Source organism: Mesorhizobium sp., from assembly GCF_004962925.1.
Taxonomy (GTDB): domain Bacteria; phylum Pseudomonadota; class Alphaproteobacteria; order Rhizobiales; family Rhizobiaceae; genus Mesorhizobium.
This window is the reverse complement of record NZ_SUEO01000011.1, coordinates 14,016-32,717: the sequence shown is the minus strand read 5'-3', so window position 1 is coordinate 32,717 and position 18,702 is coordinate 14,016. Positions and strand designations below refer to the sequence as shown.

Genomic DNA, 18,702 nt, shown 5'->3' with positions numbered 1-18,702 from the left:
GGAGTTTTGAGGCAAATGAGGCGATCGCATGTGACGACCGTGTCATTGCTCGCGGCGCTGGCGCTGGCCGCCTGCACCAATGCGAAGGACGTTCTCGAACCCTCGGCCATCGCCCCGCAGTCGACGCAGGCTGTGCCAACGGCTGGAACCGGCACGACCGCAACGCCCACCACACCTGCAACGACCGCCCAGTCTTCCGCGACGGCACAACCCGCAACCACGACCGTGCCGCCCGCAAAGAGCGCCGCCGTCATCGCACGAACCCGCCTGCAGGTGGCGCCGATCGTCGGCGCCTCGGTGGAAGCCGCGACACCGTTGACTGCGGAGCTTCAGACGCGAGCCAAGCAGCGCGGCATCACCTTGGCAGGCAGCGCTGGGCAGACCCCAACGCATGTGCTGAAAGGCTATTTCTCGACGATGTCGGAAGGTAAGGATACCACCGTCATCTATGTCTGGGATGTCTATGACCCGGCAGGCAACCGGCTGCATCGCATCAATGGCCAGCAGAAGGCGCCGTCAGTCAATGGTGGCGAAGGCTGGGCTGCTGTCGCGCCGGAGACCATGCAGGCGATCGCCGACCAGACGATCGACCAGTTTGCCACATGGCTTGGCGGCCAAGCGGGCTGACATGTTGCAGACCGCCCTCGCCGTAGACGTTTATTGAGATTAGCCGGCGGATTCCCGATCACGACGCTTGCAATACCGGCACGGGCCGCTAAAAGCCCGACTTAAGAGGCTCAAGAGAGTCTGCCAGAGTCTCCATCCTTCACCAGGAACGGTGCATGAAGCTTTTCGCGGGCAATTCCAACAGAGTGCTGGCCGAAGCGGTCGCCCGCTATCTCAACATACCGCTGGGCAAAGCCAGCGTCAGGCGCTTCGCCGATCAGGAAATCTTTGTCGAGATCCAGGAAAATGTGCGCGGCGAGGATGTCTTCATCCTGCAGTCCACCTCGTTCCCGACCAACGATCACCTGATGGAACTGCTCATCATGATCGATGCCTTCATGCGCTCGTCGGCCAAGCGCATCACGGCGGTCATTCCTTATTTCGGCTATGCCAGGCAAGACCGCCGCGCCTCGGGCCGCACGCCGATCTCGGCCAAGCTGGTCGCCAACATGATCACGCGGGCGGGCGTCGATCGGGTATTGACGCTGGATCTCCACGCCGGCCAGATCCAAGGCTTTTTCGACATCCCGACCGACAATCTCTTCTCGGTGCCGGTCATGGCCCGTGACGTGAAGGCGAAATACAAGCAGCTTGCCAATGTCATGGTCGTGTCGCCGGATGTCGGCGGCGTGGTCCGCGCCCGCGCGCTCGCCAAGCGCATCGATGCCCAGCTCGCCATCGTCGACAAGCGTCGCGAGCGCCCCGGCGAATCGGAAGTCATGAACGTTATCGGCGACGTGCGCGGCAAGGATTGCCTGCTGATCGACGACATCATCGATTCGGGCGGTACCTTGTGCAATGCGGCCGATGCGCTGCTTGCCGGCGGCGCCACCAGCGTCACCGCCTACACCACCCACGGCGTTTTGTCCGGCGGCGCCATCGCCCGCATCGGCGCCTCGAAGCTGCAGGAACTGGTTATCACCGATTCCATCCAGCCGACCCAAGCGGTGCTCGACGCCAGCAACATCCGCGTCATCTCCATCGCCGACCTGATGGGCGAGGCGATCTCGCGCACCGCGACCGAGGAATCGGTATCGAGCCTGTTCGACTAGAAGCCTCCTGCGGAGCTTTTGACGAGTGAATGACAAGCGGAATTGGACCCGTTGTCGTTCAAATTCTATTTTTGGCTTTGATCACTTTTCAGCATTTTGTAGGCTAAATTGGCGGCATGTTGAATGCAGCAAACCACCCCGCGCCCTACCGAATTGCGCTTGGCCTTTTATACGTTTTACTCTTTTCGGGGTTGTCCCTCCTGGCCTTCGGCCTGTCGGCAACGCACTGGATAGCCGACAATATAGGCCTGAAATCCATGCTTGGGTGTCTTGCGGCCTACATCGGCACTATGCGGCTTGGTCTGGGCCATTAACAAAATAAATGCAGCGCTCCCAACGTTGGATACTCCACCTTCCAGCAACCTTCCGGGACAGGCTTGGGACATCGAAGAAACGGTCATCCATGATGAGGCAAGCCTGACTGCTGTCAAGAAGTCGCAGCCCAGCCAGGCCTTTCACCACAAGACGGCTCGGCCAAAATAGTCGAGAGAGTCCAAGCCCAGCCTACGGCGCCGGGCTTTCTAGCCGAACCGGGCCGATCAGGCGACGAGCTACTTCGACGCTGTCGCGCGCGCCGCGCATATAGCCGCGCGGCGATGCTCCCAGCATGCGCTTGAACATGGTGATGAAGGCCGGCACGCTGTCATAGCCGAGATCGAGCGCCACCCTGGTGATCGGCTCGCCATCGGCCAGCCGCGGCAATGCCGCGAACAGGCAGGCCTGCTGGCGCCATGTCGACAGCGACAATCCGGTCTGGCGATGAAAGGCACGCGTGAAGGAACGGCGGCTCATGCCGACGATATCGGCCCATTCGTCGATCGTCGCATGTGGCGAGGGTGCTGCGACGAAGCGCCGGCACAGCGCCGCAAGCCTTGGATCTGAAGGAAAAGGCAGGCCGAGCGGCCGTTCCGGCAGGTTAGGAATTTCATGCAGCAGGAGGCTCATGATCAGTCCACCGCGCCCTTCCAGCTCGGCGCCCTGTGGCAGCTTTTCCGATTCCACGATCAGGCTGTGCATCAGATCGGTGATGCCGACGACGCGCAGCCCATGCGGCAGCCCCACAATGGCGTCCGGCACCACGTAGACCGAGCGCATGCTGACGTCGCCAAGCATCTCGACGGAATGTTCGGTGCCGGCGGGCATCCACATGGCATGATCGGGCGGCACCATCCAGCGCCCATGTCGCGTCGTCACCAGCACAACGCCGACAAGCGCATGCAGCAACTGGCTGCGGCTATGGCGGTGCTGCGGCACGTGGTAGCCGTCGGGATATTCGGTCGGCAGGGCCACGGCCGGCCCGACGGCCTGCTCCAGCCACTGCCAGCGGCGCTCATGCAACTGCCCGAGATCGGTGTCGCCCGCTTTGAAGATTTCATTGCCGTGCGGCATTGGGTAATGGCCCACTCGCGAAACTATTGGACCAAACCACGAAAGAAGTCGCCCGGCAAGTGACTTATAAGGCAACCGGCTATGCCTGCGGGAGCGCCCGCCAAAAAGACCACGGAGCACGCCTTGACCGACACGACAGCCACCACCGTCGCCACGCCTGCGCCGGCCAGCCACGCTTCGGCGCAAGCGACGGCCTTCACCGTCATCCTTGCGGTGAGCTTCTGCCATTGTGTCAACGACATCATGCAGTCGCTGCTGTCGGCCATCTATCCGCTGCTGAAGGACAATTACGGCCTCGATTTCTGGCAGATCGGCCTTTTGACCTTCACCTTCCAGGTGACGGCGTCATTGCTGCAGCCGCTGATCGGCATGGTCACCGACAAGCGGCCGATGCCCTATTCGCTGCCCTATGGCATGGCGGCCTCGCTGATCGGCCTGATCGTGCTGGCCTATGCCGGACATTATACGCTGCTGCTGATCGGCGCGTCGCTGATCGGCATCGGTTCGGCGATCTTCCACCCGGAATCCTCGCGCATCGCCCGTTTCGCCTCGGGCGGCAGGTTCGGCCTGGCGCAATCGCTGTTCCAGGTCGGCGGCAATCTCGGCCAGGCCATAGGGCCGCTGCTGGCTGCCTTCATCGTCGTGCCCTTCGGCCAGACCAGCATAGCTTGGTTTGCCGTCGGCTCGCTGATCGGCATCATCGTGCTGTGGCGGGTCGGCGGCTGGTACAGCCGCCTTCGCGTCTCGCTCGCCAATCGCAAGGCGGCAGGCTTCGTCTCGCCCTTTCCGCGCCACAAGGTGATGGGCGCGCTGGCAGTGCTGACCTTGCTGGTGCTGACCAAGAACGCCTACGTCGCCAGCCTCGCCAGCTACTACACCTTCTACGCCATCGACAAATTCGGCGTTTCGGTGCAGATGTCGCAGGTGATGCTGTTCCTGTTCCTCGGTGCCTCGGCGCTGGGCATCTTGCTCGGCGGTCCGTTCGGCGACCGCTACGGACAGAAGCCGATGATCTGGTTCTCGATCGTCGGCGTGCTGCCCTTCACGCTGGCCCTGCCCTACGCCAATTTCGAATGGACGATGATCCTGACCGTGCTGATCGGCCTGATCCTGTCCTCGGCCTTCTCGAACATCGTCGTCTTCGCGCAGGAACTGGTGCCCGGCCGCGTCGGCATGATCGCCGGAATCTTCTTCGGCTTCGCCTTCGGCATGGGCGGCATCGCGGCCGCCGTGCTCGGCGTTGTCGCCGACATGAAAGGCATCGATTTCGTCTTTCAGGTCTGCTCGTATTTGCCGCTGCTCGGCCTGCTGACGGTGTTCTTGCCTAACATGCGGGAAGCGAGAAAGCTGGAGGCTGGTGCTGCGAACAGATGATAGGTCGGGTTGAACGTCGGCTTTGACTCAAAACAGACGGTCTGCACCGTCCATCAGAGATGTCCGCTTTGCGCGCCGGTTTCGGTCATAGAGATCAGCTTCGCCGCGTCCTGAAAGCAGACATCGCAAGCGAGGACTCCGGAGGTCGCGGTTGTCGGCGCAGATCGTGGCCGTTACCGCGCCGCGCCGATTTTCTGGAGTGATAAGCCGCGCCCGAAGCGGCGAATTCGTAACCCTACTCGGCGGCCGTCTCCGATGGCGCCTCTGCCGGCCCCGAAGGCTCGGCCTCGGCACGGGGCTTGCGCCGTGAAAACAGCGACCTGAGCGTGACGTAGAACACCGGCGTCAGGAACAGGCCGACGAAGGTGACGCCGAGCATGCCGGAGAACACCGCGGTGCCGAGCGACTGGCGCATTTCTGCGCCCGGGCCCGTTGCGATCATCAGCGGCACGACGCCGAGGATGAACGAGAAGGCGGTCATCAGGATCGGCCGCAGCCTGAGCCGGCAGGCTTCGACGGCAGCCTCGGCGGCCGACAGGCCGCGTTCCTGCGCCTGCCGCGCGAATTCGACGATCAGGATCGCGTTCTTGGCGGCAAGCCCGATCAGCACGATGAGGCCGATCTGCACGAGGATGTTGTTGTCCAGCCCTCGGAAAGACACGCCGAGCAACGCGGCAAGCACGCCGAGCGGCACCACCAGCACAATGGCGAACGGCAGCACCCAGCTTTCATATTGCGCCGCCAGCGCCAGGAACACGAACAACACCGACAGTCCGAAGATATAGACAGCGGCATTGCCGGTGTTGCGCTCCTGATAGGCGAGCTCGGTCCATTCATAGGAGGTACCGGCCGGCAGCATCTTTGCCGTGATCCCTTCCATCAATGCCAGCGCGTCGCCCGTGGAAACGCCGGGCGCGGCGTTGCCCTGCAGCGGCACCGAGACGTACATGTTGTAGCGCTGGACCAGCGCCGGGCCGGTGACGTCGCGGATCTCGATCAACGTGCCGAGCGGAACCAGCGCGCCGGTCGCCGAGCGCACCTTCAGTTTCAAGATGTCGGCGCGATCGAGGCGGAACGCCTTGTCGGCCTGCGCCCGCACCTGGTAGACGCGCCCGAAAGCGTTGAAGTCGTTGACGTAGGCGGTGCCCAAATTGATCGACAGCGTCTCGAAGATGTTGGGGATCGGCACGTTCAGGATGCGCGCCTTGTCGCGATCGATCGCCAGGAAGAATTGCGGGCTCGACGCGGAGAACGTGGTGAACACGCCCGTCAGCCCCGGCGTCTTGTTGGCCTTGCCGGCGATTTCGTTGGCATGCGCCAGGATCTGCCGCATGTCGGCGCTGTTGCGCTCCTGGATCTGCAGTTTGAAGCCGCCGGCATTGCCGACGCCGCGGATCGGCGGCGGCGGCAGTGCGATAATGAAGGCTTCCTTGATGCTTTGCAGGCTGCCGAACAGATTGCCAATGACCTGGGTCGCCGACTGGCCGGCTTTCAGTCGCTCGTCAAAGGGCTTGAACCTGGCGAAGATCACGCCCGCGTTGCTGGCGTTGGTGAAGGTCGCGCCGGAGAAGCCGGCGAAGGCGACTGCGTAGTCGACGCCTGGCGTTTTCTGGATGATCTGCGACGCCTGCTGGATGACCGCATCGGTCCTCGACAGCGAGGCGCCGTCCGGCAACTGGACGACGACGATCGCATAGCCCTGGTCGAGCGACGGAATGAAACCGCGCGGCACCGCCTGCACCATGTAGACCGTGGCGTAGATGAGGGCCGCGAAAACGGCCAGCATGGCGGCGATCGTTATCCACGAGCCGACCAGCACGCGGATGATGCTCGAATACCAGTGGGCGACCCTGTCGAAGCCGCGATTGAAGCCGTCGGCGAGCGCCCGTCCGAACCGCGCCAGGAAAAAGCGCGGCGGCGCCGCCGCGGCGTGGTGCGGCTTGAACAGCAGTGCGGCCAGCGCCGGCGAAAGCGTCAGCGAATTGAATGCCGAGATCGCCGTCGACACCGCGATGGTGATCGCAAACTGCAGGTAGAACTGCCCAGAAATGCCGGGGATGAAGGCTGTCGGTACGAACACGGCTATCAGCACCAGCGAGATCGCGATGACCGCCGTTCCAACTTCGTCCATGGTCAGGTGCGACGCCGGATTGGGCGCCAGCCCTCTGGCGATATTGCGCTCGACGTTCTCGACCACGACGATCGCATCGTCGACGACGATGCCGATCGCCAGAACGAGGCCGAACAGCGTCAGCATGTTGAGCGAGAAGCCAGCGGCGTAAAGCACCGCCAGCGTGCCGATCAGCGACACGGGGATCGCCACGATCGGCACGATCGCCATGCGCCACGATTGCAGGAAGACGATGATGACGATGATGACCAGCAGCATCGCCTCGAGGATTGTCTTGTAGACCTCCTGGATCGACTCGGCGACGAACTCGGTCGGATTGTAGACGATGTCGTAGCTCAACCCCTTCGGGAAGTCGCGGGAAAGCTCCTTCATCTTGTCCTGGATCTCCGCGGCTGCGGCTAGCGCATTGGTGCCCGGCCGCTGGAAGATGGCGAGCGCCACCGCCGGTTTGCCGTTGAGATAGGAGTTGGTGACGTAATCCTTGGCGCCGAGCTCGATGCGCGCCACGTCCTGCAGCGAGATCAGGCGGCCGTCGTCGGTCGATTTGACGATCACGTATCGGAAGTCGCGTGCGTCGTTGAAGCGGCCTTGCGTGGTGACCGTGTACTGGAACGCCGTGCCGGTGCTGGTCGGCGGCGCGCCGATCGAGCCGCCCGACACCTGGACGTTCTGGTCGCGCAGCGCCTGCACCACATCGCCCGAGGTCATCCCCAGGGCGGACAGTTTTTCCGGATCGAGCCAGATGCGCAGCGAATATTCGCGTTCGCCGAAGATGATGAGGTCGCCGACGCCGTCTAGTCTGAGCAGTATGTCGCGCACCCGCGAGCGGGCGTAGTTCGAGACGTAGAGCTGGTCGTAGGTATTGTCGGGCGACAGCATGTGCACGACCATCATCAGGTCGGGCGAGCTCTTGGTGGTGGTGATGCCGAGGCGGCGGACTTCTTCGGGCAGGCGCGGCTCGGCGACCGACACGCGGTTCTGCACCAGCACCTGCGCCTGGTCGAGATCGGTGCCCAGCTTGAAGGTGATGGTCAGCGCCATCGCCCCGTCGCCCGACGAATAGGACGACATGTAGAGCATGCCCTCGACGCCGTTGATCTCCTGCTCGATCGGCGTTGCCACCGTCGCTGCGACCGTCTCGGCGTCGGCACCCGGATACTGCGCGCGAACGACGATGGTCGGCGGCGCGATCTCGGGATATTGCGCGACCGGCAGCTGGGTATAAGCAATCCCGCCGAGGATCAGCAGGACGATCGAAACGACCGATGCGAAGATCGGACGGTCGACGAAGAAATGTGCGAACCTCATTGCTGCAACTCGGCGGTCTCGGCCTTGGGCGGCAACGTCACCATCTCGACCTTCACCTTGGTGCCGGGCCTGGCGTGCATCAGCCCGTTGACGATGATCGTCTCGTCGCCGGTCAGGCCCCCGCGGATCACCCGGTAGCCGTCGAGAAGCGGGCCGGTGCGCACGGGCTTCGCCGACACCGTCCCGGCCTCATCCACCAGGAACACGATGCGGCGATCCTGATCGGCGCCGATCGCCTCGTCGGGCACCAGCACGCCGCTATGCGGCAGCGACCCCGGCACGTTGATGCGCCCGAACATGCCTGGCTGGAGAATGCCGTCGGCGTTGGGAAACCTTGCACGCACCCGCATGGTGCCGGTCGCGTTGTCGATCCGGTTCTCGGCAAAATCGAGCTTGCCTTTGAATACCGCCTCCGCGCGGTCGGCGACGCGAACCATCACCTCGAGCCCGCCGGCGCCTTCCTGCATGCTGCCGCCACGCTCCTTCGCGTCGCGGGCGTAGCTGAAATACAGGCGCTCATCGACGTCGAAATAGAAGTCGATCGGATCGCGCTTAACGATGGTCGTCAGCAAGGTGGAATCCGGCTGCACGAGGTTGCCGACCGACACCAGCCGGCGGTCGATGCGGCCGGACAAGGGCGCCTTGATCTCGGTGAATTCCATGTTCAGGCTGGCCGTCGTCAGCGCAGCCGTCGCGCCCTGCATCTGCGCCTGCGCCGAAAGGTATTCCCGCCGGCGGTCGTCGACCGTCGCGGTTGAGATATTGCCGGTCTTGGCGAGTTCGTCGGCGCGATCCAGCTGCATCTTGGAGAATTCGAGCAGACTCTTGGCGACGTCCACTTGCGACTTGGCGGCATCATAAGCCGCCTGGTACGGACGCTGGTCGATGGTGAAGAGCAGGTCGCCCTTGTTGACCAGTGCGCCGTCCTGGAAGCTGACCTTGTCCAGATAGCCGCTGACGCGCGAACGGATGGCGACCTGGTCGACGGCTTCGAAGCGCCCGACGAACTCGTCGTCTTCGACGATTTCACGGAACACCGGCTTGGCCGCCGTCACCACGGGTAGCTGCTGGTCCTGCGCAAACGCAGTGCTGCTGAAAGCCATGCCGAGCAGGAATGCCGCCGACACGGCGGCGCGGGCAAGCCAGCCGGACGATCGACAGGGTCGCCCGCCCGCGTCGCGATGCAATTGCCCATTCTCTGGGGTGTCCATTTGCGTCCTCGCTCGCTGGACCCGGAGGTCGGTTGATCCGCTTCTACGCTCAGGCTTTCGTCGAGATCAGAGCACTGCAGTGTTGTGCATGGCAACATGATCATTTTCCATGTGGGCTGAAATGTCCACCCTGTGGCTGCCCCGCCACCGGGCTAAAGCCAGTCGCGATTTAAAGGATTCAGGATTCCTTTGATGGACGGTTTATGATTCATATTGGTCGAAGGAGACCGATATGGGCATTACCACGCCGGCCGTATTCAAATGGACTGCAACACCGCGGCATCGAGCAGTGCGTTGACATATCCCTCCCGCTGCAGCCGTTGTGCCGTCTCGCTCATTGAAGACGATACATTGACACAAAGAACCAGTTCGAGATCCACCGAGGAAACCTGCTCCGCCGTGGCCGACAGCGACGTTGTCAGGCTCACCGCCAGAGCGAATAGCACGCCTCGTGCCCGTTCGGGTTTTCTCCGACCAGCGAAGCATGGAATGAAGGACATCATCTCGGCGCGTCCATCCGGTTGGTCAACCGGCAGGATGCTGCGGCGACAATTGCACTCGGCGTCAGCCGCGAAACCGCGCGCACCCAGCTCAAAGAGGTATTCGCCAAAACCAACACATACCGTCAAGCGGAACTCGCCACACTCGTCACCCGCCTTCGGCCACACGCATGATGACCGATTGGTAGGAGCGTATCGCGGCCGGAAGCGTCAAGAGGCAGGTGCTGGCGCAAGGCGGCCAACGCGGCGCCGCAGTTGTTTTCAGGCAACGGCAAGTAACGTCGTTGCGGCCAAGATGGGGCGCCAGCGGAATGGCACCTTTCTGGCTAGTTGGTCCCAGAACCGGACCGTCCGCTTCCGGCCCCACTGCGGTCATTCGAGAACTGCGGGCGGATGACCGCTTCTGGCGCAAATGCCGAAATTCAGCGAAATGCCGCCACGCCCACCACGGCTTGCACCTCGCCCCACCTTCCGCTATAGAGCCGCCACCCGCGTAGACACCCTTGGAGGCAACGCGGCGGAAGGCTGTCCGGGCCTGCGTGATCCCAAAAAAGATTTTGGACCAGATCATGTAAGGCCATGACGGCTTTCGACGTTTACGGCCCAGGCACCTCGCCGGCCGCGAACGCTCCAGAACAACGCGAAAGGAAATGCCATGAGCCAAGCTTCTTACGAGCTCAAGGCCGAAGCGCGCGAACAGGTCGGTAAGGGGTCCGCCCGTGCAGTTCGCCGTAACGGTAAAGTGCCTGCAGTAATCTACGGCGACAAGCAGCCTCCCCTGGCGATTGCGCTGACCTACAAGGACATCTACTACAAGATCCATGGCGGCGGGTTCCTGACCACGATCGCCACGATCGATGTCGACGGCAAGAAGATCCAGGTCCTGCCCAAGGACTTCCAGCTCGACCCGGTCAAGGATTTCCCGGTCCATGTCGACTTCCTGCGCATCGGCAAGGACACCGAAGTCAATGTCGACGTGCCGGTCCACTTCATCAATGAAGACAAGTCGCCCGGCATCAAGCGCGGCGGCGTGCTCAACATCGTGCGTCACGAAGTCGAGTTCCACTGCCCGGCCAATGCGATCCCGGAATTCATCACCGTCGATCTCACCGGCACCGATATCGGCGATTCGATCCACATCTCGGCGGTCAAGCTGCCGGCCGGCGTCAAGCCGGTGATCTCCGACCGCGACTTCACCGTCGCAACCATTGCCGGCTCCGCGGCGATGAAGCCGGAGGCGGAGGAAGAGACGGTCGAAGCGGCTGAACCCGAAGCGGCTCCTGCCGCCGAAGAGAAGTAATCCTTTCCGCCCGGAGGTGACGATGCTGCTATTTGCAGGCCTCGGCAATCCGGGCGCGAAATACGCCAACAATCGGCACAATGTCGGCTTCATGGCGGCGGACGCAATCGCCCGCCGCCATTCCTTTTCGCCCTGGTCGAAGAAGTTCCAGGGCCTGATCGCCGAAGGCACGCTTGCCGGCGAAAAGATCATCCTGATCAAGCCGCAGACCTTCATGAACAATTCCGGCCAGTCGATCGGCGAAGCGCTGCGCTTCTACAAGCTCACCCCCTCGGCGCTCACCGTCTTCTATGACGAGATCGACCTCGCCGACGCTAAGGTCCGCGTGAAGACTGGCGGCGGTGCCGGTGGTCACAATGGCATCCGCTCGATCGACGGCCACGTCGGCAACGCTTACCGCCGCGTGCGCATCGGCGTCGGCCACCCCGGCGTCAAGGAATTCGTCCAGCATCATGTGCTTGGCGATTTCGCCAAGGCCGATCGCGAATGGCTGGAGCCGCTGCTCGAAGCCATCGGTGATCATGCCGACTTGATCGTCAGGGGTGATGAGTCCGGCTTCATGAACAAGGTCAGCGTTGCCGTCCAGCGCAAGACCGGTGCTGCGCCCGAGCCGGAAAAGCCCGGGCAAAAACAACAGGGTGCAAAACAGCAGAGTCACGTCCGTCAGGCGCGGCCGCAGCAGCCGGCGGTCAAGCTGCCTCAAACCGGCCCGATGGCCGCCATGCTGAAGAAGCTCTTCGGCGGCAAGGATTAGGCCTCGCGACGGATCGGAGCCGAAGGGCTTGACGTTCGTCACCCCTTTCGCCCATAGCCCTCATCAAATTTCGATTTCCCGATAGGACCGGATAAAAATGGGTTTCAAATGCGGCATCGTTGGCTTGCCCAACGTCGGCAAGTCGACGCTTTTCAACGCGCTGACCAGGACGGCGGCGGCGCAGGCCGCCAACTATCCGTTCTGCACCATCGAACCAAACACCGGTGAGGTAGCGGTGCCCGACCCACGCCTGCAGAAGATCGCGGCGATCGGCAAGTCGAAGGAGATCATCCCGACCCGCATCTCCTTCGTCGACATCGCCGGCCTGGTGCGCGGCGCCTCGAAAGGCGAAGGGCTGGGCAACCAGTTCCTGGCCAACATCCGTGAGGTCGACGCCATTGTCCATGTGCTCCGCTGCTTCGAGGATGACGACATCACCCATGTCGAGGGCCGCATCGATCCCGTCGCTGACGCCGAGACCGTCGAGACCGAGCTGATGCTCGCCGATCTCGACAGCCTTGAGCGCCGCATCGTGCAGTTCCGCAAGCGCGCTTCCGGCAAGGACAAGGAGGCGATGACCGTGCTTCCGATGATGGAAGCCGCGCTTGAACTCCTGCAGGCCGGCAAGCCCGCCCGCATCCTGCTCAACGGCATCGCGCCTGAGGATCTGCGCATCCTGCAGGGGCTGAACCTGCTGACGTCGCACCCCGTGCTCTATGTCTGCAATGTCGCCGAGGCCGACGCCGCCACCGGCAATGCGCACACCAATGCAGTCGAACAGATGGCTGCTGCGCAAGGCGCCCGCACCGTGGTGATTTCCGCGGCGATCGAAGCCGAGGTCGCGCAGCTCAGCGATGAAGAGGAAATGGAGTTCCTCGCCACGCTGGGTCTTGAGGAACCGGGCCTGAACAAGGTGATCCGCGCCGGCTACGAGCTTTTGCAGCTCATCACCTATTTCACCGTCGGGCCGAAGGAGACGCGCGCCTGGACCGTGCACAAGGGCGCCAAGGCGCCGCAGGCGGCTGGCGTCATCCACACCGATTTCGAGCGTGGCTTCATCCGCGCCCAGACCATCGCCTACAACGACTTCATCACGCTGGGCGGCGAAGTGGCGGCCAAGGAAGCCGGCAAGGCGCGCGACGAAGGCAAGGAATATGTCGTCCAGGACGGCGACATCATGCTGTTCAAGTTCAACACCTGACCTGACCGACGGCGCGCCGGCAGCCGTCACGGGCACCGGCGCGATCACAGCCTCGTGCACGTCGCAAAGGCTGCCTCCGCGTGGCTTGACTGCCCGCAATGCCCGGTCTAAGGGGCGTCTGCACCGGCCCGCGCTTTCGTCGAAAGCCTGTCCCGTGCAATCCGAAACGACACGCCCGCTCGAACCCATCCTTTTGGCCACAGCAAGGGAGACCCGGCGATGATCAAGGCATTCGTCGTGGACAATGATCGCCTGCGCCTCGCTGACGATCTCTTGGCAAACAGCGATAAGGTCGTCTGGGCCGACCTTATGAACCCTACCAAGGAAGAGGAAACGGCCATCGAGACTTGGCTCGGTGTTGCCATTCCGACGCGCGAGGAGATGGAGGAAATCGAGATTTCCAGCCGCCTCTATGTCGAGGACGGCGCCTATTTCATGACCGCCACGCTGCCGGCCCAGACCGAGGTCGACGATCCCCTGATGTCGCCGGTCACCTTCGTGCTGGCCGGCAACAGGCTGATTACCGTGCGCTATCACGAACCCAAAGCCTTCAAGACCTTTCCGCTGCGCGCCGAGAAGGTGGCGACCGGCTGCACCAGCGGCGACACCATCCTGATCGGCCTGCTGGAGGCGATCGTCGACCGCCTCGCCGACATTCTGGAGCGCGCCGGCCGCGACATCGAGGCGATTTCGCGCGACATCTTCGAAGCGCGCTCGACCAAGGTCTCCAAGCGCAACCGCGACTTCCAGGAATTGCTCAAGGCCATCGGTCGCAAGGAGGACATCGCCTCCTCGATCCGCGACAGCCTGATCTCGTTGCAGCGGCTCGCCGGCTTCCTCGCCCACGCCTCGACCCAGACCAAGATGAGCAAGGACATTCGCGCGCGTATCAAGACCTTGTCGCGCGACGTGCTGTCGCTCGCCGACCATGCCACCTTCCTGTCGCAGAAGATCAGCTTCCTGCTCGACGCGACGCTCGGTATGATCTCGATCGAGCAGAACGCCATCATCAAGATCTTCTCCGTCGCCGCGGTCATCTTTCTGCCGCCGACGCTGGTCGCTTCGATTTACGGTATGAATTTCGATATCATACCCGAGCTCAAATGGCAGTTCGGCTACCCATTCGCCATCGGCTTGATGATCCTATCGGCGATCCTGCCCTTCTGGTATTTCCGCCGCCGCGGCTGGTTGTAGAGCCTTCAGACTTTCTGTTTCCGTTGGCTGTTCTGTTGGGCGCGATGGCCTGGTGCACCAGAAATTACTTGACCAAATCCCGCCCCGCTTGCATCCGGGAACCCCGATCCGTTGCGATCGTACAATGTTGAACCGGATTCCAGACCATGACCGGAAAGAGTTGGGCCTATGAGGATTTCGTCGAGGGCGCCTCGCTCGACCTCGGCACGAAGCTGGTGAGTGCGGCCGAGATCATCGAATTCGCGCAAGAGTTCGATGCGCAGCCGATGCATCTCGACGAGGCGGCGGGCAAGGCCAGCATCCTTGGCGGGCTGGCGGCCTCCGGCTGGCACACCTGCGCGATGTTCATGCGCATGCTATGCGACGCCTTCCTGCTGGACTCGACCTCGCAAGGCGCCCCCGGTGTCGACCAGGTCCGATGGAAGAAGCCGGTGTTGGCCGGCGACATCTTGAGCGGCAACACCACCGTCCTTGCCAAGCGCCTGTCCAGATCGAAACCCCAACTCGGCCTCGTCACCATGCGCAGCGAGCTTTTCAACCAGCGTGGCGAAGGCGTCTTCGAACTCGAGAACACCGTCATGTTCCTCGCGCGTGATGCCGCACAGGGCCTCTCATGACATTGGACGAGTTCTTCTGCATCGGCGTCACCGTCACGCTCGGGTCGCATAAATTCGAATCCGAGGCGATCAGGGCGTTCGCCAGGAAATACGATCCGCAGATATTCCATCTCGACGAAGAGGCGGCGAAGAGAAGCGTGTTCGGCGGCCTGTGCGCCTCGGGCTGGCACACAGCTGCAACCTGGATGAAATTGAACCTCGAGACCGGCGTGGAGGCCGACGGCGCCCGGTGGGCCGGAGCTGGGCCGGCGCCCGAATTCGGCCCCTCGCCCGGCTTCAAGAACCTCAAATGGCTGAAGCCCGTCTATGCCGGAGAAACCGTGACCTTCACCCGCACCGCGCTTGCCCATCGCCCCATCATGTCACGGCCAGGCTGGCGGTTGCTCACGCTTCGCTCGGAGGCCTTCGATTCGACCGGCGACAAGGTCATCGAGTTCGAAAGTGCCGTGCTGGTGAAGGTGGGGTGAGGAACCTTTTTCCTTCTCCCACAAGAGGAGAAGGAAGAGCCGCGCTCTCTCAATGTCCTTCGAACCCGATCAGCGTCCTGACCGGCACGCCGAGCGCTTCGAGCTTTTCGCGGCCGCCGAGGTCCGGCAGGTCGATGACGAAGCAGGCGGCGATAATGTCGGCGCCGATCTGCCGTAACAGCTGGACCGCCGCCGCCGCCGTGCCGCCCGTGGCGATCAGGTCGTCGACCAGGATGACCTTCTCGCCCGGCGACACGCCATCCTTGTGCATCTCCATCTCGTCCAGCCCGTATTCGAGGCTGTAGGCGACGCGCACCGTCTCGTAAGGCAGCTTGCCCTTCTTGCGGATCGGCACGAAGCCGGCCGAGAGCTGGTGGGCGATGGCGCCGCCAAGGATGAAGCCGCGCGCCTCGATGCCGGCGATCTTGTCGACCTTCTGGCCGGCATAGGGATGCACCAGCTCGTCGATGGCGCGGCGGAAGGCGCGCGCATTGCCGAGCAGCGTGGTGATGTCGCGAAACAGGATGCCCGGCCTGGGATAGTCCGGAATGGTGCGGATCGCTGCAAGCAGCGTGTCTTCGAGCGAAGGTTTCATGGGGCGGCTCTCCGGGGCCATTCGTCGGATTCGGCTTAAGGCGTGAAAGGAACTTTGGCCGATCGTAACCCGGCGCGGCCGACGACGGCTACCGCGATGTGACCGGCCTGGAAGAAAATTGTCCGGCAAACGACTGGAGAAGGCTTTCGGAAATGCAAAAGGGCGTCTTTCGACGCCCCTTCCCCTCGTGACATTCCGTAGCTCAGTGCGCCACGCCGGCCCACACCTTGCGCTTGGTCAGGTAGACCAGCGCCCCGAACAGCAACAGGAAGACCAGCACGCGAAAACCGGTCTTCTTGCGGGCTTCCAGATGCGGCTCGGCTGCCCACATCAGGAAGGCCGACACGTCGCGGGAATATTGGTCGACCGTCTGCGGCGAGCCGTCGTCATAGGTCACCTGATCGTCGGAAAGCGGCTTGGGCATCTTCAGCGAAACGCCGGCTATGAAGTACGGATTGTAGTGCGTGCCTTCCGGTATCTCCATGCCCGCCGGCGGCTGCTCGTCATAGCCGGTCAGCAGCGAGTGGATATAGTCGGGACCGCCCTGCGCGTATTGCGTGAAGATGTCGAAGACGAAACGCGGAAAGCCGCGCGTGACGCCGCGCGCCTTGGCCAGCAGCGACATGTCGGGCGGGGCAGCCCCGCCATTGGCGGCTGCTGCTGCCTGCTCGTTGGGGAACGGTGCCGGAAAATGGTCGGACGGTATGCCGGGACGATCGAACATGTCGCCGGCATCGTTGGGACCATCATTGATGGTGTACTCGGCCGCCAGCGCCTTGACCTGCGCTTCCGAATAGCCAAGATCTTCCAGCGTGCGGAACGCCACCAAATTCATCGAATGGCAGGCCGCGCAGACTTCCTTGTAGACCTTCAGCCCGCGCTGCAACTGTGTCTTGTCGTAGGTGCCGAACGGCCCGGCGAAGCTCCAGTCCATCTCCTTCGGCTCGTGTATCGGGAAATGCGTCGGCGCGGCTTCGTTGTGCGCCTCTTCCTGGGCGGTGGCCCCGGTGGTCGCGGCTGCAGTGCCCGCCAACACAAGGCCGAGCAGCGCCAGCGAGGTGAGAATCGTCTTCATGCCAAATCCCCTTGAGATTCTCTGCCGCGCTGTCGTCGTCTCGAGCATGATCCTGTCCGAAAAACGGTCTCCACTTTTCGGGATCATGCTCAGCCCTTGGTTTCCGGTGCGGCTGTCGCGCGAGCCGGATGTCCGCCGCCGCCACCCTTGTTCTTCTCGAGCACCGCCTCGGTGATCGAATTCGGCAACCGCCGCGGCGTCTCGATCAGGCCGAGCACTGGCAGCACGACCAGGAAGAAGGCGAAATAGAACAATGTCGCCATCTGCGCCATGAAGACATAGCTGCCTTCGGCCGGCTGCGAACCCAGCCAGCCAAGCAGGACGGCATCGATCACGAACAGCCAGAAGAACAGCTTGTACCAGGGCCGGTAGACCGCCGAACGGACCTTTGAGGTGTCGAGCCACGGCACCAGGAACAGCATGGCGATGGCGCCGAACATGCAAAGCACGCCACCGAGCTTGGAGTTGATCGGCCCGATATTGAAGGTGATGGCGCGCAGGATCGCGTAGAACGGCAGGAAGTACCATTCCGGCACGATATGGGCGGGCGTCTTCAGCGGATTGGCGACTGTGTAGTTGTCCGGGTGGCCGAGATAGTTCGGCAGGTAGAAGACGAAATAGGCGAAGATGAACAGGAATACGAGCATCCCGAACGCGTCCTTGATGGTCGCGTAAGGGGTGAAGGCGACGGTGTCGGTCTTCGACTTGACCTCGATGCCGGTCGGGTTCGACTGGCCGACCACATGCAGCGCCCATATATGCAGCACGACGACGCCGGCGATCATGAACGGCAGAAGATAATGCAGTGAAAAGAAGCGGTTCAGCGTCGGGTTGTCGACGGCGAAGCCGCCGAGCAAAAGCTGCTGGATCCAGTCGCCGACCAGCGGGATGGCGCTGAAGAAGCCGGTGATGACCGTCGCGCCCCAGAAGCTCATCTGCCCCCAGGGCAGCACGTAGCCCATGAAGCCTGTCGCCATCATCAGGAGGTAGATGATGCAGCCGAGGATCCACAGAAGCTCGCGCGGCGCCTTGTAGGAACCATAGTAGAGCCCGCGGAAGATGTGGATGTAGACGGCGACGAAGAAGAACGACGCGCCGTTCGAATGCATGTAACGCAGCAGCCAGCCGGAATTCACGTCGCGCATGATCTTCTCGACCGAATCGAAGGCGAGAGCGCTGTCCGCCGCATAGTGCATGGCCAGTACGATGCCGGTCAGGATCTGCGCCGTCAGCATGATCGCCAGGATGCCGCCGAAGGTCCACGCATAGTTAAGGTTGCGCGGCACCGGATAGGCGACGAAGCTGTCATAGACCAGCCGCGGCAGCGGCATGCGGGCGTCGAACCAGCGTCCGATACCGGTCTTGGGCGTATAGGTCGAGTGTCCCTCGCTCATCGAAATATCCCCTAGCCTCAGCCGATACGGATCTTGGTGTCGGAAATGAACTGGAACACCGGCACCGCCATGTTCTCCGGCGCCGGCCCCGCCCGGACGCGGCCGGCGGTGTCGTACACCGAGCCGTGGCATGGGCAGAACCAGCCGCCGAACTCGCCTTCCTGGCCGAGCGGAATGCAGCCGAGATGGGTGCAGACCTGGACCATCACCATCCAGGCTTCCTTGCCCGGCGTGGTCCGGTTGGCGTCGGTCGCCGGTGCGTCGGCCGGCAGATTGGCGTTGCGGGCGATCGGATCCTTGAGCTGGGCCAAATTGACCGCCTCGCCGTCCTTCATCTCTTGTTCGGTGCGGTTGCGCACGACCACCGGCTTGCCGCGCCATTTCACGACAAGCGACGTTCCCGGCGTCAGCGAGGAGACGTCGACCTCGACCGAGGCCAGCGCCAGCGTCGAGGCATCCGGGCGCATCTGATCG

At 62.8% G+C, this 18,702-nt stretch carries 17 protein-coding genes; 9 read left to right on the top strand and 8 right to left on the bottom strand.

Annotated elements, in window-relative coordinates:
• Positions 1 to 15: 15 nt before the first annotated feature.
• Positions 16 to 627 carry a hypothetical protein gene (locus tag E5W87_RS04740; RefSeq protein ID WP_292394509.1) on the top strand — a complete coding sequence of 204 codons (612 nt, stop codon included), beginning with the start codon at positions 16 to 18 and terminating at the stop codon, positions 625 to 627.
• Between the two features lie 155 nt (positions 628 to 782).
• Positions 783 to 1,718, top strand: coding sequence for a ribose-phosphate pyrophosphokinase (locus E5W87_RS04735; protein ID WP_065011960.1), 936 nt, complete (start codon positions 783 to 785; stop codon positions 1,716 to 1,718).
• A 504-nt stretch (positions 1,719 to 2,222) separates the two neighbouring features.
• Here the strand turns inward: E5W87_RS04735 and E5W87_RS04730 are convergent.
• Entirely contained in the window at positions 2,223 to 3,107 is an 885-nt protein-coding gene (locus E5W87_RS04730; protein WP_292394507.1) for a helix-turn-helix transcriptional regulator, read from the bottom strand.
• 123 nt (positions 3,108 to 3,230) lie between these two features.
• On the opposite strand from E5W87_RS04730, the gene E5W87_RS04725 reads away from it, so the two are divergent.
• On the top strand, positions 3,231 to 4,481 hold the full coding sequence (locus tag E5W87_RS04725; protein WP_292394505.1) for an MFS transporter: 1,251 nt from the start codon (positions 3,231 to 3,233) through the stop codon (positions 4,479 to 4,481).
• A 235-nt stretch (positions 4,482 to 4,716) separates the two neighbouring features.
• On the opposite strand, the gene E5W87_RS04720 is transcribed toward E5W87_RS04725, so the two are convergent.
• The 3 genes from E5W87_RS04720 to E5W87_RS04710 all read right to left on the bottom strand — a co-directional run bounded on the left by E5W87_RS04720 (position 4,717) and on the right by E5W87_RS04710 (position 9,760).
• Entirely contained in the window at positions 4,717 to 7,920 is a 3,204-nt protein-coding gene (locus E5W87_RS04720; protein ID WP_292394503.1) for an efflux RND transporter permease subunit, read from the bottom strand.
• A complete protein-coding gene (locus E5W87_RS04715) occupies positions 7,917 to 9,023 on the bottom strand; it encodes an efflux RND transporter periplasmic adaptor subunit (RefSeq protein WP_292394562.1) in 1,107 nt (368 codons plus the stop codon). Before E5W87_RS04715 ends, E5W87_RS04720 begins: the two co-directional genes overlap by 4 nt.
• Positions 9,024 to 9,388: 365 nt before the next feature.
• The gene (locus E5W87_RS04710) at positions 9,389 to 9,760 is read right to left on the bottom strand and encodes a DUF1194 domain-containing protein (RefSeq protein WP_292394501.1); all 372 of its coding nucleotides are present in this window, start codon (positions 9,758 to 9,760) and stop codon (positions 9,389 to 9,391) included.
• Positions 9,761 to 10,286: 526 nt separating this feature from the next.
• Between E5W87_RS04710 and E5W87_RS04705 the strand changes: the two genes are divergently transcribed.
• From E5W87_RS04705 to E5W87_RS04680, 6 genes are all read left to right on the top strand, one after another.
• Entirely contained in the window at positions 10,287 to 10,931 is a 645-nt protein-coding gene (locus tag E5W87_RS04705) for a 50S ribosomal protein L25/general stress protein Ctc (protein WP_292394499.1), read from the top strand.
• A 22-nt stretch (positions 10,932 to 10,953) separates the two neighbouring features.
• Positions 10,954 to 11,685: an aminoacyl-tRNA hydrolase gene (gene pth, locus E5W87_RS04700; RefSeq protein ID WP_292394497.1), complete on the top strand. Its 732-nt coding sequence runs from the start codon at positions 10,954 to 10,956 to the stop codon at positions 11,683 to 11,685.
• Between the two features lie 97 nt (positions 11,686 to 11,782).
• Entirely contained in the window at positions 11,783 to 12,886 is a 1,104-nt protein-coding gene (ychF, locus tag E5W87_RS04695; protein ID WP_292394495.1) for a redox-regulated ATPase YchF, read from the top strand.
• Positions 12,887 to 13,105: 219 nt separating this feature from the next.
• Positions 13,106 to 14,080, top strand: a complete 975-nt coding sequence (gene corA / locus E5W87_RS04690) for a magnesium/cobalt transporter CorA (RefSeq protein ID WP_292394492.1) — start codon at positions 13,106 to 13,108, stop codon at positions 14,078 to 14,080.
• Between the two features lie 146 nt (positions 14,081 to 14,226).
• A complete protein-coding gene (locus E5W87_RS04685; protein WP_292394490.1) occupies positions 14,227 to 14,697 on the top strand; it encodes a MaoC family dehydratase in 471 nt (156 codons plus the stop codon).
• Positions 14,694 to 15,164, top strand: coding sequence for a MaoC family dehydratase (locus tag E5W87_RS04680; RefSeq protein WP_292394488.1), 471 nt, complete (start codon positions 14,694 to 14,696; stop codon positions 15,162 to 15,164). Before E5W87_RS04685 ends, E5W87_RS04680 begins: the two co-directional genes overlap by 4 nt.
• A 49-nt stretch (positions 15,165 to 15,213) precedes the next feature.
• Here E5W87_RS04680 and E5W87_RS04675 read toward each other — a convergent pair whose 3' ends face one another.
• From E5W87_RS04675 to petA, 4 genes are all read right to left on the bottom strand, one after another.
• Positions 15,214 to 15,759: an adenine phosphoribosyltransferase gene (locus E5W87_RS04675; RefSeq protein WP_292394486.1), complete on the bottom strand. Its 546-nt coding sequence runs from the start codon at positions 15,757 to 15,759 to the stop codon at positions 15,214 to 15,216.
• A 202-nt stretch (positions 15,760 to 15,961) separates the two neighbouring features.
• On the bottom strand, positions 15,962 to 16,834 hold the full coding sequence (locus E5W87_RS04670) for a cytochrome c1 (protein WP_292394484.1): 873 nt from the start codon (positions 16,832 to 16,834) through the stop codon (positions 15,962 to 15,964).
• Between the two features lie 89 nt (positions 16,835 to 16,923).
• Positions 16,924 to 18,228, bottom strand: coding sequence for a cytochrome b N-terminal domain-containing protein (locus E5W87_RS04665; protein ID WP_292394482.1), 1,305 nt, complete (start codon positions 18,226 to 18,228; stop codon positions 16,924 to 16,926).
• A gap of 17 nt (positions 18,229 to 18,245) precedes the next feature.
• Positions 18,246 to 18,702: ubiquinol-cytochrome c reductase iron-sulfur subunit (gene petA, locus E5W87_RS04660; protein WP_292394480.1), on the bottom strand; the 457-nt coding region annotated here is incomplete at its 5' end.